Here is a 16,612-nt window from a genome sequence, read left to right on the forward strand (position 1 = left end):
CTTATGGAGATTATAGATCTCAGCTGGCTGCAAATTGGTATTGGATTTCTGATTATGCTGATACCGGCCTATATACTCTGGAAATATAAAACCGGCTTAAACAAGAAGTTGCTGATTGCCTGTTTACGTATGGTCCTTCAGCTCTTATTTGTAGGGTACTACCTGGAATATTTATTTGAGTACGATAACCCCTGGATTAACTCTGCATGGATATTCATTATGGTGTTGGTGGCCGACTTTGCCACCATCGATCGCAGTGATCTCAAACGCAAAACTTCTACTTTGATACCGATATTCGGGGCTACGCTATTGGGAATTATTGTTATTGATTTATTTTTTCTTGAGATCGTAATACAACTACCCAAACTCTTAGCAGCCCAATACACTATCCCTATTACGGGAATGGTTCTGGGGAACTGCCTGCGCAGTAATGTTATTGGGATTAACGCCTTTTATTACAGCCTGGCAGAACATAAAGAACGATACCAGTTTTATTTATCAACCGGTGCCCGACGGAATGAGGCCTTGAAACCCTTTATCAGTAAAGCTTTACAAAAATCGGCAAACCCAACTCTGGCTTCGATGGCAACGATTGGGCTCGTTTCTTTACCCGGCATGATGACAGGGCAAATCCTTAGTGGAAGTTCACCCCTCATTGCCATTAAATATCAAATAATGATAATGGTTGCCATCTTTTCGGGCACTATTTTATCTGTTTTTTTAGGAATACTATTTACCAACCAAATGGCATTCAAGGATACCGATATGCTAGATGAGTCGATTTTAAAAAGGTAGCCATACTTTGCTTCAACTTTGCTTCAAAATCATTTGCTATATTTTGATCTATGAAGCTACTGATTGTTGAAGATAATCAAGATTTACTACAGAATATACATACCTATTTAAAAAAAGAAGGGTATATCTGTGAATCTGCAAAAAACTATGAGCAGGCCTTTCATAAAGTAATGTCATACACCTATGATGTAGTGCTTATAGATATTATGATTCCCGGAGGATCGGGTCTACAGGTACTTCGTAAACTAAAGGCTGTCAACCCAGAAACAGGCACAATTATTATATCAGCAAAAAATGCCTTAGATGATAAGGTGGAGGGCCTAGAGCTGGGTGCCGATGACTATGTAACGAAACCTTTTCAGTTGCCCGAGCTACATGCTCGCATTAAAGCCATTAACAGGCGTCAACAGCATAACGGGCGGCATGTTATTACCATGAACGAGCTTACCATCAACACCAAAACGATGGAGGTTACCGTTAACGATAATACCGCTGATTTAACCCCCAAAGAATATGAGCTACTTGTATACTTTACCGCAAACAAAAATCATGTGCTCTCTAAACAAACCATAGCCGAACATTTGTGGGGCGACTATGTAGATCATCTGGATAACCTTGATTTTGTTTATCAACACATAAAAAACTTGCGCAAAAAGCTTAAAGCTGCCGGAGCAACTGATTACATAGAAAGTGTTTATGGAATTGGGTATAAATTTAACGTTTCCTAGCTACTATGAGACTCACATCAAAATTTGTTCTCATTTATTTAGTTGTAACCCTCGTAGTATTAGGGATTGGGGGATATGTATCCTATTTCATCATTAAAGGCGAAATTGACAAAGAACTTAAATGGCGTTTTCTGGATCGCGTAAATCGGGTCACCTACTTGTTGGAACACGGTCATGACTTCGTTACGGGAAATAGTAATACAGATAGTAGAAATCATAATCATTTATCCATAACACAACTTTCCTCCAATGTAGAGCCTGCTGTTCAAGTACGTGATACCATGGTATGGAACAGACGACTTCAACAGAAAGAACCCAACCTTAAATTAGTTGCTTTTAGAAACGTTAAAGGAGAGTCTTATCGTATTACCACCTATGGAGCCCTTGTAGAAACTGATGATATTACCGAAGCAGTGACCAAAATTCTTCTGTGGATTCTGGGAATGCAGATTATTGGGGCAATAGGGGTAGGATTTATAGCATCAAACAGACTTTTTAAACCCTTTCGCAAAACACTGGGACAAATAAAAAGCTTTTCTTTACACCAAAAAGAGCCTATCAAAGCTGAAAACACAAACGTAAAGGAGTTTAATGACCTTAATAGGTTTGTTGAGGAGATGACACATAAAGCCGTAGCAGATTACAAGAATTTGAAGGAGTTTGCTGAGAATGCCTCCCATGAACTGCAAACTCCTCTTTCGGTGGTGAAGGGAAAACTAGAATTACTTACAGAAACAGATCTCTCGCCCCAACAGTACCAGCTTGTTGAAGGAAGTCAACGATCTATTAAAAAACTTTCCAAACTTAGCGAATCGCTGGCCTTACTTACCAAGATTGAAAACTTTGAATTTACTGATCGAGATGCTGTTAATATGACACAGCTGATTGAAAATAGCACTCAAATGTTTGATGAGTTTATAGCTCTCAACGGTCTTACTGTAGAAGCTGACCTTCAAGACGATGTTGTAGTGCAAATCCACACTGTTTTAGCTGATATTCTTTGGACTAACCTTTTTCAAAATGCTATTAAACACAACATTGAAGGTGGGAAAATTCAGATTACGCTAACCAAAAAGAAACTAGTCATCTCCAATACAGGGCCGGAGCCCACAAAACCTACTCAAGAACTTTTCGAACGTTTTAAAAAAGCGGATAGCAATTCCAGTTCCATTGGGCTTGGTCTTTCTATCATTAAACGAATTGCAGATCAAAACAATTTTGATATCACTTACACCTACGAACACCAAAAACACATCATCAAGATTAATTTTTCCTAAATCTAATATCTTCAAAGTTACTTCAGTTTTATTTCAGTGTTCACACAGATTTACTTTTTACGTTGAAACACTGAAGTAATTTCAACACGTCTAAAGAAGTAACATGAAGAACCTCTATCTGGTACTGATATTTATATTTTGTTCATTTATCCCTTCTCTTTTTGCACAATCTTCTGAAGGAACAATTGCAGGTAAAGTCATTGATCAACAAGGACAGCCTTTAGCCAGCACATCTATTGCGGTCTATGATTCAACACAGTCGACTATACTTACGGGAGCTTCAAGTGATGCAGATGGGGAGTTCAGCATTACTATAAAGCCGGGTAGCTATACTATTAAAATTTCATATATATCCTACAAACCAATTACTAAAAAAGTTGTAGTTAACACCAGCCAAACTACGGAGTTGGACGATATTACAATGATGCCCACAGCCGAAAGCCTGGGTAATATTTTTGTGCGCGCCGATAAATCACAGATGCAGTTAAACTTCGACAAGCGCGTTTTTAATGTTGGTAAAGATATTACCAGCCTAGGGGGGTCGGCCGTTGAAGTTTTAAACAACGTTCCTTCTATAGCTACCGATATTGATGGAAATATCAGCCTCAGAGGTAATGAATCTGTTCGCGTACTCATCAACGGTAAACCCTCAAGTATGGTCAGCGGTGATGTTGATGCTCTTCGCAGTATCCCGTCGACGATGATTAAAGAAGTAGAAATTATTACGAATCCCTCCTCAAAATATGCCGCTGAAGGCTCAGCAGGTATCATTAACATCATTCTGAAAAAAGAACAGGGACCGGGAATTAATGGAAGTCTGAATGCCGGTGTGGGGCTTCCAGAACAATATGAGGGATCTACAAACCTAAACTACCGGGTGAAAAATATTAACTGGTTTATTGATATCGGGGCCGATTATCGATCTGAACCGGAATCCGGCAGCTCCTTCCAACGATATGCAGGACCTGATGCCGGTAACCCCGACACGACCTATATGTATCGGGAAAAAACCGAAGCTACTGAATCGGAAATTGACGGTGACCTTCGGTTTGGAGCAGATATACATCTTTCAGACAGTGAAGTGTTAACCGCCAGCACCTATCTAAACCTAGAAAAAGAAACCAATAACGAAGACATACGGTACACCGACTACAACTACCGTTTTGGTGCACAAGATGGTACAATCCAGCAACAGATTATCCGAGATAACGTGGAGGAACAACAGGGCCGCAACATTGACTTCAAACTAAATTACGAAAATAAAATTGACGGCAATGATCATACACTGGTTGCAGACGCAGGTTTGGATATCAGCCGTGAAGAGGCTGAGTCAGATATTGAGGAAACAGTTCAGCAAGGAAATGCAATTCCTCTTAAACAACGGGCAGAAGATACGGAAGAAGAAATGGATCTGCGTTTTAATGCTGAATACAAACGCCCACTTGGCAAGGATGGTAAACTCGAAGCCGGCGTCAGAACAGATACCGAGTGGATGGATAATAGTTATAGTGCAGCAACCCTGGTAAATAATAGTTGGCAAGAAGAACCGGCATATACCCAGAATTTTCTCTACACTGAAAACGTTAATGCTGCTTTTTTAATTTTAGGGGGCGAATTTGGTTCACTTTCTGGCCAAGTTGGAATTCGCGCCGAAAACACCAACATCCGCACCGAAATCAAGGGAACAGGAAATGTAAATACTCAAAATTATATAGATATTTTCCCCAGTATATTTTTAAACTATTCATTTAATGAGCAACAGTCTATTCAGCTAAGTTACAGCCGCCGACTCAGTCGCCCTTGGTCGCGCTCCCTAATTCCATTTATTGATTTTGATGATCCACGGAGCCAGTATACAGGCAATCCAAACCTAAAACCTGAGTTTAGCAATTCATATGAAGCCGGCTATTTACACTATTGGGAAAGTGGATCTCTACTTACCAGCTTTTATTACAGGCACCGTACAGATGTCATCGAACGCATTACCGAACAGCGAAATGGGGTTCTATTTCGTTTTCCAATTAACTTTGCCACTGAAAAATCATGGGGCGTTGAGTTTTCTGCGGACCAAGAAATTGGCAGCAGCCTAAATCTCACTGCCAATGCCAACCTGTTTCGATCTAACACTGAGGGAACGTATGAAAACCAGATATTTAACAGCGAATCAGAAAATGTTAGAGGACGCATGCGTTTACGCTGGGAAATCACTGACGGGTTGAATTACCAAGCCTCTATTCGGTATCGGGGACCCAGCGACACTCCTCAAGGTTCTCGAGAAGGGATGACGATGATGGATACCGGTATTAGTTATGACCTGATGGAAGATAGAGCAAAAATATCGCTCAATGTCCGAGATGTATTTGATTCCCAAAACTACAATAATACTGTAACTACGAATGGTAATCCTGATACCGACTTCTATTCACATCGCGAATTTAGCTGGTCTTCACGCTCTTTCTCCCTAAACTTCCAATACTTTTTTGGGGAACAACAAAAGAAAGACAAAGGCAGGAGATAGCAGCTAAGTATAACTGAACTATTTTACTATCATTGTTAAAAGACCGGGAGAATAGCCTGCTTGTCCCGGGCTTTTTAATTCAGGGTTCCCGAATTATTAATCTTCTGCCGTATTAACGCTATCTTGGTACCGGTTTTTATTGGCGAACTTTACCAATGAAAGCATAATTGGCACTTCTATGAGCACACCCACAACTGTCGTCAATGCGGCCCCTGACTGTAAACCAAACAAGGCTATAGCTACTGCAACAGCAAGTTCGAAGAAATTACTGGCTCCAATCATAGAGGCCGGGGCGCAAACTCGGTACGATAAATTTATCCAACGCCCCCCATACCATGCCAAACCAAAAATGATGTATGTTTGAATAGCCAGTGGAATCGCTATAAATACAATATCCATTGGTTGTGCTAAAATTCGTTCTCCCTGGTAAGCGAAAAGTAAAACCAACGTAATAAGCAAAGCAGAAATTGATAGCGGCTCAAACTTGGGTAAGAAAGTCTCTGTATACCACTCTTCTCCTTTTCTGTTCACTAACACTTTATGGGTCAAATAGCCGCCAACTAGCGGAATTACCACGAAAGCAACCACCGAAACAATTAAGGTATTATAAGGAATCTGAATATCAGTAATCCCCAGCAACAAACTTACGATCGGAATAAATGCAATTAAAATTATCAGATCATTAACAGAAACCTGAACTAAAGTATAGTTGGGATCACCATCCGTTAGGTATGACCATACAAAAACCATGGCCGTGCAAGGGGCTGCACCCAGTATAATAGCACCTGCAATATATTGATCCGCCAACTCAGGACTGAGCCAAGCTGAATATATCTGGTCAAAGAATAACCATGCAAAAAATGCCATTGAGAAGGGTTTAACTAACCAGTTAATGATTACCGTCCAGACTACCCCTTTGGGTGACTTTCCAATATTTGAAAGCGACGAAAAATCTATTTTTAGCATCATGGGGTATATCATCAACCAAATTAAGATAGCTACCGGAATATTAACCTGGTAAAATGTTAAATCACTTAGCAACTCTATCTGATCACCCAAAATAGCACCAAGGCCGATGCCTATTGCTATGCACAATAGCACCCATACCGTTAAAAATCGTTCAAAAAAACTCATCGCACTGTTGTTATTTGATCCCACAGTATTCTTTTATTGTAAATCTAAGTTGGTGTTATGTAAGAAAGGTGGCTTTAATAAGCATGCTGCAACATATCAGCAAATGCATTAGGCAACGCAGAATCTTTAATAGCTTTCATCGTCTTTTCTATCTCATACCCCACCCTTATAAAAGATACCGAAAACCAATCCGGCTTAGCACAGTCAACTGTTCCATCCCATTCCAACATTGTGTAACACGCCCTGGAATCACCATCCTTCGGCTTTCCCACGGACCCTATGTTTATAGCATGCTTAAAGGAATCACCATCTTCTATTACTTTATGAAATGGCTTGTGGGTATGTCCAAAGGCTAATAAACCAGCATTTGAACCTTCCATAATTCGCTTAAAACTTTTATCAGTACGATCTTCAAATAAGTATTCATTTATTTTCCGGGGACTTCCATGTACCATCAGCATTGAACATTGCTTGGGAGGGTAACCTATTTCCAAACGTATATGAGCAGGAAGGGTTTTTAAAAACGAACGGTTATCTTCTGAAATTAACTCATTGGTTAATTTTATAGACTGTTGACCTCGTTCTTTATCTTTCTCTGTTTTATATGCACACCCACAATCATTACTGTTTAAGCCCACGCCATAATCGTAATTACCGGCAATAGTAGGTATTCGACAGCCTCTTATCTCAGCAATAACTTCATTCGGCCAGGGCGCATATCCAACTAAATCACCCAAACAATAAACCGCATCCGGGGCTCTTTTTTCTATATCGGATAGAACAGCCTCTAAAGCCGGCAAATTAGCATGGATATCACTCAATAATGCAATTTTCATAACAATAAGAGCAGTAGCTTAATTTTTCTTTTCTGCATAAAGAGTGATCGAAAAAATACCTGTCCCGGACTCTTCAAAGTTCGTTTTCTCTTTTTTACTTAGGTATTTTTCCAAAATTTCATCTGGAAGTTGAATTCTCTTTTCTTTCTGTATTTTGAGGTTAGTAAATCCGGCATTTCGCACAATTTCCAAATATTCTTTTTTGTTGATAGCTCCCGCAACACAACCGGCATACATCTCAGCATCTTCTTTGAGACTTTTAGGAAGCTGGCCAGCAAGAACTACATCTGAAATACTAAAATGTCCGCCCTTTTTCATAATACGATAGGTTTCGCCAAATGCCTTTAATTTATCAGGTACCAGGTTCATTACACAATTGCTAACTACTACATCAGCCAGTTCATCCTCCAAGGGCATATTTTCGATATCTCCCATTACAAATGATACATTCTCAAAACCCAACTTAAGGGCATTTTTACGAGCCTTTATTATCATTGGCTTTGTCATATCCAACCCGATAACCTTGCCGGTCTCACCTGCCTGCTGCCGGGCTACGAAACAATCGTTTCCGGCCCCAGATCCCAAGTCAACAACTGTATCACCTTCATTGATATGAGCATATTCCGTGGGGAGTCCACAACCCAGCCCTAGGTCGGCCTCTTCACTATAACCTTCCATCTTTGAATAATCATCTGCAAAAACAGAATAGTCAACGGTATCACATCCACAAGATGTTCCGCAGCAAGAAGCTTGGTTTTCAGACTTCGACTGTTCACTAATAGCAGCATATTTCTGTTTTACCGTTTCTTTAAGTTGATCGGACTTCTTTTTATCAGATGCCATAATCAGCAGCAGTTTTGAGTTGTTGACATGCTCAATTCTTGAGCAAATGCAGTAATAGTATCATTGAATTCTTTCACGACTTCTTCATTCAGGCAATAACAGGTACGTACACCATCAACTTCACCTTTGATAATACCGGACTTTTTAAGCGCTTTTAGATGCTGAGAGATCGTCGACTGGGCTAAGGGCAACTCATCGGTAATATCCCCACAAATGCAGGTGGCACGTTCGGCAAGAAGCTGTAAAATAGCAATACGCGCCGGATGCCCCAGGGCTTTTGCCAATTCAGCAAGCCGTTTTTGTTTGTGATCAAAAAGTTTTGCTTTGGTTATAGCCATAATATATCGTATATCGTAATTTTACGATTAAAATAACCCATTTGTCTTTTCCAGACAAATTATATTTCATGTACAATGCTTTAGAAAGCCTATTAGTAAGGTGATCTCTTTCTTCTTGTTCTATCTTGCATCATATTATTGAAGGTATACTTGCCTTCAAAATTATCTATCAAATATAGAATCAGGGTTATATCTTCATTATGAATATGTTAAGTATAAATAAAAACCAGTACTATACTATAGAATTTGATACTCATAGCTTTACCAGTATTGCTTATCTAAGGAACAAAAGCATATGAAGGACCGCCAGGGACAGATGAATCACTTCGGTATAATTATGTACTGCCACTGAAAACGGCAAATAGCTTAATACCAAGTGCGTTACGTCCTCATTCCCGGTGACCATCACCTAAAAACAAAAAAACAGTACCAAATTGCCAATAGACCTTGACCACTATCAAGAAATGAAAAAACACTTTGATCAGGAATTAACAAATATGCAATTTTTGTTGATTCCATAAATAGCTATTGCCTGATATACAATAACCATCCCTTTTAACTATTATCACCTCTTACTCTTTTCCATTCTATTTTCATAAAGAGTACGATTGTACTTATCTTCAGCTAAAGTAACTTCTGGATAAACGATATGTTCCGTGATTGACTCCTACAAATTAGGCACTATTAGCGTTGAAATAACTGAAACCGATCATCCCGAAAAATTACAGGTCACCTGTAATGACGGTAACTATCGATCGGAATTCACTATTAATAAATACGAGTACAAGAACTACAAAAGACATATGAATCAACGTATAAAAAATGCCTATGACAGCCAGTACACTGATGAAGAAGAATAGGTAGTTCTTTATTTATTCCTTATTCCTGCTATATTAGTCAAATAAATAGAGAGATTAATAATAGTTTTAGAGGGATTAGGGATGAAGAAAGTAATTTATACGATACTATTTTTCATTATCATAATTTTAACCAGTGGAGTAAGTTACCTTTATATCGCCTTACCGGCGGTAGACCCACCACCCGAGATCACAGTTGAAGGCACACCTACACAAATTAAACGCGGTGAATACCTAGCTAAACATGTCTCTGTCTGCATCGACTGCCACTCTAATCGCGACTGGAGTAAATTCTCCGGCCCAATCATACCCGGAACATACGGAAAGGGGGGAGATAAATTCTCTGAGGAAAATATGGGAGTCCCAGGTACATTCTATGCTCGCAATATTACTCCTCATAACCTAGGCAATTGGACTGATGGAGAAATATACCGAACCATTACAACCGGTGTAACCAAGGAAGGACGCCCCATGTTTCCGCTAATGCCCTATCCTGCATATTCAAGGATGGCCCCCAAAGATGTGAAAGCAATCATCGCTTATCTTCGCACTCTTGAACCTATCGACTATAGCCCACCTCCTTCCGAGGCTAACTTTCCAATGAACTTAATACTGCGTACTATACCAAAGGAGGCCGAGCCAATAGAAAGGCCATCGCCTGAAAACCCTCTAGAATATGGAAAATATCTCACCTTAATTGCAGCCTGTGCCGACTGCCACACGCCTCAGCAACAAGGCCAAGATATTGAGGGAATGTATCTGGCCGGTGGTTTCGAATTTAATCTGCCCCAAGGTACTGTACGATCTGCAAATATCACTCAACATAAAAAAACCGGAATCGGCGGCTGGTCACAACAGGAGTTTATAGAGAGATTCAAGCAATATGATATACCTGCAGACTCTCTTCCTACAGTCAGCAACGAGCAATTTAATACTATTATGCCCTGGAAAATGTATGCAGGTATGGCCCAGGAAGATTTGGAAGCTATCTATAGGTATTTAAAAAGTGTTAAGGGTGTCGATAATAAAGTCACCGTTTTTACTCCTAATAAGAATCACACAACTGGTGATTAACACTCCTTATAACAACAGAAATATCGGAGTTCCAATAATATTCTCATTGATAAAAGATGAACTTATTTGTGAAAAAAATATGTAGCCAAGCCAAGATTAGGTGATAGCTTTAGCACTTATTATCCAATGCATTACTACACCGGAACTCCCTCGCCGAACGAGGCCTATACATCAACCTGTTTAACAAATCCCTAATCGTAGTAAAGCTTTTCAAGCAAAACACTTTCCGGATTCTATTAACTCAACAGAAAAATACCTTACCTGACAAAGGTCAAGACATTGTAGCTTATTACACAAATGCCGGCAGCAATTCCTCACTAAATTTGACAAAGAAACTGCTTGAGATAAGCTACCAAAATATTTGAGATTTTGAATAAGGATTAGCCAGCTGGCATAATACAGGCTATGAGTTAAAAGGCGACAAAGTAAATTAATGTTATAATTTTATCATTGAAGCCGCGGTGTGTTTACATCCTCGCGGCTTTTTTTATTTTGGGATACAGAAAAAGAGTCCGCTATCTAATTAGCCTATAACCCTATCAATGAAGAAACAGATAAATCAGTTAGAATGCCTGGCACGAAAGCTGGAACCCTCCACAGAGCAACGAAAAAACCTTTTCGAAAAAGCTCAAAAATATGGACAAAACTTTCTGGATAACATTGGCGATCTCCCGGCCTACGAAGTTGATGAAAATATGGGAAAAGGGGTTTATGACCTTCCTTTCGAAGATAGCCCAAAAGAGTTAGATACAATCTTGACGCTATTAAAATCTGAGGTAGATCGCTCGGGACTTAACCCTGCTTCCGGAAAACATGCCGGCTATATTCCGGGCGGAGGTGTATATCCCTCAGCCGTTGCCGATTACCTGGCAGCAGTAACAAACAGGTATGCCGGAGTATTCTTTTCATCTCCCGGGGCTGTACGTATTGAAAATATGTGTATCCGGTGGATGTGCGACCTCATTGGCTATCCCGATGGAGCATCAGGAAATTTAACTTCAGGTGGCTCACTTGCTAACCTCATTGGGCTTGTTGTAGCAAGGGATGAAGCTGATATTAAGGCATCAAACTTTAGTCGAGCCGTTATCTATACCACCCGCCAAGTACATCACTGTGTTATCAAAGCTATCAATTTTGCGGGGCTTCGTGAAGCAAAGGTACGTACTATTCCCATGGACAACCGCTACCGGATGAATGCCAAAGAGCTTAATAAACAGATAGAATCAGATAAAAATGAGGGATTGATCCCCCTGACGATATTTGCCTCAGCTGGCACAACCGACCTTGGAGCAGTAGATCCGCTTGACAAAATAGGCGATATTGCAGACAAACATGACCTTTGGTTTCATGTCGATGCCGCCTATGGGGGCTTCTTTCTACTAACTGATCATGGACAAAAAGTAATGGACGGAATTACAAAATCTGACTCTGTTACCATAGATCCCCATAAAGGTCTGTTTTTACCTTATGGTTCGGGAGCATTGCTTGTTAAAGACGGACAACAGTTACATGACTCCCAACATATGACGGCCAACTATCTTCAAGATACCCTGAAAGCAACCGAAGAGACCTCACCAGCTGACCTTTCTCCCGAACTTTCTAAGCACTTTAGAGGCTTGCGTATGTGGCTTCCCCTACAACTATTTGGGGTTCAACCTTTCCGTGCAGCCCTAAATGAAAAATTAATGCTTAGCCGTTATTTCTACAGGGAAATACAAAAAATTGATAGTATAGAAGTCGGGCCCGAACCTGAATTATCCGTACTGTTCTTTCGATATCTACCTGATAACGGAGATGCCAACACCTTTAATAAGAAACTTACGAATGAAATCCATGACGATGGCAGAGTGTTTTTGTCTTCCACACATATAGATGGGACAGTTTACCTGCGACTAGCGGTTCTTAACTTCCGCACACATCTGGATGAGATCGAGCTGATGATAAATGTATTAAAAGAGAAAATAGAACTGATACAATAGCTTAGTCAGAAGTTTTCATTATACCATAATCCGGCCACTCTAAAGCACGAATAGAAGTATTAAGCCCAATTCTATTTATCAACTGTTTGTACCTTTGATCAGACCTTAGCGGTTCCCAAACAGGATCAACATTTATAAAAAGTGCTTTTCCAATCTTATCATCTATTGCTCGCTGAAGATGAAAAAAAGCCTCATCAAACTTTTGTAACCCTACGTATATTTGTGCTACATCTACTGAGGTTATGTTGTAACGTCCTCCCGTGCTTCCAAGTTGTAGTACATCTAAAAAGTGGGTAGCTATTTCATCCATTCCTTTCTTTGCAGCCACATACACAAGTTGAGGTATATTTTCCTGTTCTTGAGATACCAGGTTCTGATAAATATCAAATGTGTAATGTGCTTTTTCCTCATTCCCCATTGCCATATATGCCCAACCCTTACCGTCAATTGCCGGAAGAAAAGAAGCGTCGAGCTCTAAGGTATAGTCGAATTGTTGAATGGCCTGTTCATACTTTTGAGCAAAATAAAAGGTCCTGCCCAACCCTACATTATACATTAAGCTTGCCGGCTTACATTGTAGCGCCAACTCCATCCACTTTATCGCCAATTCAGATTTGCCAATCACATTGAGAAAAATCGCATATAGATAATAAGCACGATTATTATTCTCAATGTTTTCAAAACTTTTGGCAAAACTACGATTAGCTTCCGCAAAGTTATAGTTTAAAAAGAGTTCAATAAAACCGGTTACAGCATGGTACGGTATATTATCACTAAATGCCCGTACTTTCGAGATATATTGCTCTGCCTTTTCAAACGCTCGCTGAGCAGGGGTCTCTCCCATAATCCCCAAATAACAATTACATAATGCCAGATCAATATATGCCTTCTCTAGATTTGGATCCTGTTCAATAGCAGCTTTAAATAATTCAATAGCTTTTTGAATTCCAGGAAGGGTAAACTTCTTCTCATAAAAGGTGCCTTCCAGGTAGGTTTTAAAAGCGTCCTGATCAACAACAGAAGAGGAAGCCTCAACGCCTATATTTTCCTTCTCCTTTGACTTCGGTTTAAACTTCTCTAAAATCTCATTCGAAATCATATCTTGGATTTCAAAAATATTATCCAAGTGACCATCAAAAGTTTCCGACCAGAGGTGAAACCCCTGATCCGTCTCTATAAGCTGTGCCGTAACCCGAATCCTACCGTTAAATTTACGTACGCTTCCTTCGAGTACATGAGATACCGATAGCTGATCCCCAATTTGGCGGATATCTTCGTTGCGACCCTTATAGGCAAAAGCTGAGGTTCGAGATATAACATCGTAACTTTCAATCTGTGCTAACCCATTGATAATTTCCTCGGTAAGCCCATCACTAAAATGATCAAACTCCACTTCGCTACTCATATTTACAAAAGGAAGTACCGCAATTTTATTAGATAAGCTACCCGTTTTTTTCTCAATATCTCGAAGTGTTGGCACCTCAATACCATTATTACTTACAGCATATAATGATAATGGCTGCCGTACATTTTTTAGCTGATAAGAACCTAACGCTTTTGTTTTAATTTCGGGATGATTTTTAATCTCTTCTTTTACCTTCTCAGATATTATGATGCCTCCCGACGATGACAGTGATTCTAAACGGGATGCAATATTTACAGCATCTCCAAAAACCTCATTATCGTTATATGCAATGTCTCCCACATGAATTCCGATACGAAGAGGAAGACGAGGAGATTTCAGGTCATTCTGAATAGCAATACTACATTGTACTGCATTGCACACGCTGCTAAAAATCGTTAAGGCACCATCTCCGAAGTAATGTAATACCTTGCCATCAAACTCATTTGCACGCTGCTCAAGTACCTCTCGATGTCTATTCAGTTGCTCGCTGGCTTTATTCTCATCTTCTTGCATTAAGGCAGTATAACCAACTATATCAGTAAATATAACTGCTGCAAGTTGGCGAACCTTATTTGACCTCATAGCAACTATTTAAACTTAAGACTAGTGTACTACTGTATTTATCTTTTCATTTATGAAGAATAAAAAGATAACTAATGCTGGATAGAAATGTTGATCAGTCCATATTAAGAAAAATTAATACGCCTATTCTTCTTTTAAGCAGTAAGCCAATTAAGAATAGTATCCAATATGATGCCTTTTCGACCGGTATTAACACTACCATTGCCAGAATACATACTTCCCTCAAATAGCGACTGGTTAATCGTATCTGAAAGAACAGGGTAGTAGCAGAGTGAAAAAATATTTAACAGCAGGTTATGAGCATCTACCGAGGCAATCTGATAATCTGAAGCTGCCTCTTCGAGTTCTTGCTCAAAGTTTTCTAACTCTAATTTCACCTGTTCATCAAAAATAGGTTTCAGCCATGAAGGCTTACGACTGCTCTCTGTTATCACAAAAGTAAGCACTTCCGGGTTAGCTTTTGCTTGATTTAAACAAGCCTCAACGAGGTCCTCAATCTTTTTAAACAACGGTAAGCTTTGATCAAGCACCTCTCCCAATCCGCCAAAAATATCACGGATAGACTGCGTATATACGTGCTCAAATAGCTCTTTCTTGGTATGAAAATAGTAATGTATCATGGCCTTCGTAACACCAATCTGATCAGCAATTTTTTGTAATCTTGCCCCCTCGTAACCATGAGCAAAAAACTCATTGCGTGCGGCTTCAATAATTTCAGTACGGGTGTCTACTGATTGTTCAGGCATATTAAAACTAATTGGTTAGTTAAAATTACTCAACCCAATATAGTAGAACTGTTTAACAGCAGCAACCCTCATAAATTAAGAGTGCAATAAATTAGTTTAGAAATACTGCTTCTTACTGTTGTTTCAATCGGGCTTTTTCATAACATTGTTGTATGAAGTATCTAATCATCATAGCGTCGTTACCCATATTAGTTTTAAGTAGTTTAACTGCTCAAGATACTCCTACGGTTAGCTCAGTAAACTCTGACCCTGTGGTAACAATGATATCTATTAACGGTACGATATCTCCTACTACCACAAACTATATCAATAGAGGTATCCGCATTGCTAAAGAACAAGGAGCGGAGTGTCTCATTATTCAGCTGGACACGCCGGGCGGACTTTTGGAATCCACAAAAAATATTGTCCAAAGTTTTTTAGACTCGGACGACATGCCCATAGTAGTGTATGTAGCCCCAGAAGGAGCGAGAGCCGCCAGTGCCGGCACTTTTATTACAATGGCATCCCATATTGCGGTTATGGCTCCTACTACAACTATCGGTGCTGCCTCTCCAGTTCAAATGGGGGGAGGACAAAGTGATACGGTAATGCAGAAAAAAATATTTAACTACTCTGAAAGCTTTATTGAGAGCATTGCCAACAGGCGCAACCGTAATGCTGAATGGGCTCGTTCGGCTGTACGAGATGGTAAATCTATTACTGCTGAAAAGGCTCTTGAAATCAATGTGATAGATTATATAACCGACAACAAAGATGAACTGCTCACCCTTATTGATGAAGAAATAATAAACGGAGATACCCTACAAACCCAAAAAGCTACAATCAATAACGTTCCTCCCAATCTTGCTGAGAAGTTTTTGGGCTTCATCATACGTCCCGAGGTAATGCTTATTCTAACTATGATTGCTATTTATGGTATCATAGGGGAGGTTACAAATCCCGGGGCCATTGTACCCGGTGTTGCCGGAATTATTGCCCTCATCTTAGTACTCTATGCATCGGCAGCAATGCCAATAAATATTGCAGGATTCGCCCTAATCGGTTTGGCTATTATATTATTCATTGCAGAAGCATTTACCCCCACATTTGGAATACTAATTGCAGGAGGTGCCGTTTCTTTTTTCCTGGGGGCGCTCATGTTATTTCAAGACCTGCCCAAATCAATGGAGTTATCGTGGGCTTGGCTCATTCCGGCCACCATCTTAACAACGCTGTTCTTTTTATGGATCGTTACAGAAGGAATCCGGGTGCAATTCTCCAATAACCATACCGGTAAAGAATCAATGATAGGCAAACGTGCTGAGGTAGTGGATGATATTGATGATAGTACTGGAAGGATTTTTATACAAGGTGAATACTGGAATGCTAAAAGCAAACACTCCATTACTAAGGGAGAAATATGTGAAATAAAAAATATTGAGGGGTTAACAATAACAGTTGAACCGATTTCTGAATCAGAATAAGCTTTCTCAAACTAACGACTTCAATTAAATGAGACTA

Annotated in this window: 14 protein-coding genes; 8 read left to right on the forward strand and 6 right to left on the reverse strand. The window is 39.7% G+C overall.

Annotated elements, in window-relative coordinates; translation table 11 throughout:
* Positions 1–3: 3 nt before the first annotated feature.
* The 4 genes from FCN14_RS09440 to FCN14_RS09455 all read left to right on the forward strand — a co-directional run bounded on the left by FCN14_RS09440 (position 4) and on the right by FCN14_RS09455 (position 5,318).
* Complete coding sequence (locus FCN14_RS09440) at positions 4–795, forward strand: ABC transporter permease (RefSeq protein ID WP_138431032.1); 792 nt, start codon at positions 4–6, stop codon at positions 793–795.
* Between the two features lie 50 nt (positions 796–845).
* Positions 846–1,523, forward strand: coding sequence for a response regulator transcription factor (locus FCN14_RS09445; protein WP_138431033.1), 678 nt, complete (start codon positions 846–848; stop codon positions 1,521–1,523).
* Between the two features lie 5 nt (positions 1,524–1,528).
* Positions 1,529–2,800 (forward strand): sensor histidine kinase, encoded by a 1,272-nt coding sequence (gene porY, locus FCN14_RS09450; RefSeq protein ID WP_138431034.1) that lies wholly within the window; start codon positions 1,529–1,531, stop codon positions 2,798–2,800.
* Positions 2,801–2,903: 103 nt separating this feature from the next.
* A complete protein-coding gene (locus tag FCN14_RS09455; protein WP_138431035.1) occupies positions 2,904–5,318 on the forward strand; it encodes a TonB-dependent receptor in 2,415 nt (804 codons plus the stop codon).
* Between the two features lie 96 nt (positions 5,319–5,414).
* On the opposite strand, the gene arsB is transcribed toward FCN14_RS09455, so the two are convergent.
* The 4 genes from arsB to FCN14_RS09475 all read right to left on the reverse strand — a co-directional run bounded on the left by arsB (position 5,415) and on the right by FCN14_RS09475 (position 8,469).
* Positions 5,415–6,452: an ACR3 family arsenite efflux transporter gene (gene arsB / locus FCN14_RS09460; protein ID WP_138431036.1), complete on the reverse strand. Its 1,038-nt coding sequence runs from the start codon at positions 6,450–6,452 to the stop codon at positions 5,415–5,417.
* Between the two features lie 74 nt (positions 6,453–6,526).
* On the reverse strand, positions 6,527–7,288 hold the full coding sequence (locus FCN14_RS09465) for a metallophosphoesterase family protein (RefSeq protein ID WP_138431037.1): 762 nt from the start codon (positions 7,286–7,288) through the stop codon (positions 6,527–6,529).
* 18 nt (positions 7,289–7,306) lie between these two features.
* Entirely contained in the window at positions 7,307–8,131 is an 825-nt protein-coding gene (arsM, locus tag FCN14_RS09470) for an arsenite methyltransferase (protein WP_138431038.1), read from the reverse strand.
* A 2-nt stretch (positions 8,132–8,133) separates the two neighbouring features.
* A complete protein-coding gene (locus FCN14_RS09475; protein ID WP_138431039.1) occupies positions 8,134–8,469 on the reverse strand; it encodes an ArsR/SmtB family transcription factor in 336 nt (111 codons plus the stop codon).
* Positions 8,470–9,125: 656 nt separating this feature from the next.
* Here FCN14_RS09475 and FCN14_RS09480 point away from each other — a divergent pair.
* From FCN14_RS09480 to FCN14_RS09490, 3 genes are all read left to right on the forward strand, one after another.
* Positions 9,126–9,329 carry a hypothetical protein gene (locus FCN14_RS09480; RefSeq protein WP_138431040.1) on the forward strand — a complete coding sequence of 68 codons (204 nt, stop codon included), beginning with the start codon at positions 9,126–9,128 and terminating at the stop codon, positions 9,327–9,329.
* A gap of 81 nt (positions 9,330–9,410) precedes the next feature.
* On the forward strand, positions 9,411–10,400 hold the full coding sequence (locus FCN14_RS09485; protein WP_138431041.1) for a c-type cytochrome: 990 nt from the start codon (positions 9,411–9,413) through the stop codon (positions 10,398–10,400).
* 542 nt (positions 10,401–10,942) lie between these two features.
* Entirely contained in the window at positions 10,943–12,379 is a 1,437-nt protein-coding gene (locus tag FCN14_RS09490) for a pyridoxal phosphate-dependent decarboxylase family protein (protein ID WP_138431042.1), read from the forward strand.
* 1 nt (position 12,380) lies between these two features.
* On the opposite strand, the gene FCN14_RS09495 is transcribed toward FCN14_RS09490, so the two are convergent.
* Positions 12,381–14,366 carry an adenylate/guanylate cyclase domain-containing protein gene (locus tag FCN14_RS09495; protein WP_138431043.1) on the reverse strand — a complete coding sequence of 662 codons (1,986 nt, stop codon included), beginning with the start codon at positions 14,364–14,366 and terminating at the stop codon, positions 12,381–12,383.
* Between the two features lie 134 nt (positions 14,367–14,500).
* A complete protein-coding gene (locus FCN14_RS09500; protein ID WP_138431044.1) occupies positions 14,501–15,112 on the reverse strand; it encodes a TetR/AcrR family transcriptional regulator in 612 nt (203 codons plus the stop codon).
* A 152-nt stretch (positions 15,113–15,264) separates the two neighbouring features.
* Between FCN14_RS09500 and FCN14_RS09505 the strand changes: the two genes are divergently transcribed.
* Positions 15,265–16,575 (forward strand): NfeD family protein, encoded by a 1,311-nt coding sequence (locus tag FCN14_RS09505; protein WP_138431045.1) that lies wholly within the window; start codon positions 15,265–15,267, stop codon positions 16,573–16,575.
* Positions 16,576–16,612 lie beyond the last annotated feature (37 nt).

This window comes from Fodinibius saliphilus (assembly GCF_005869845.1).
Taxonomy (GTDB): Bacteria; Bacteroidota; Rhodothermia; order Balneolales; family Balneolaceae; genus Fodinibius; species Fodinibius saliphilus.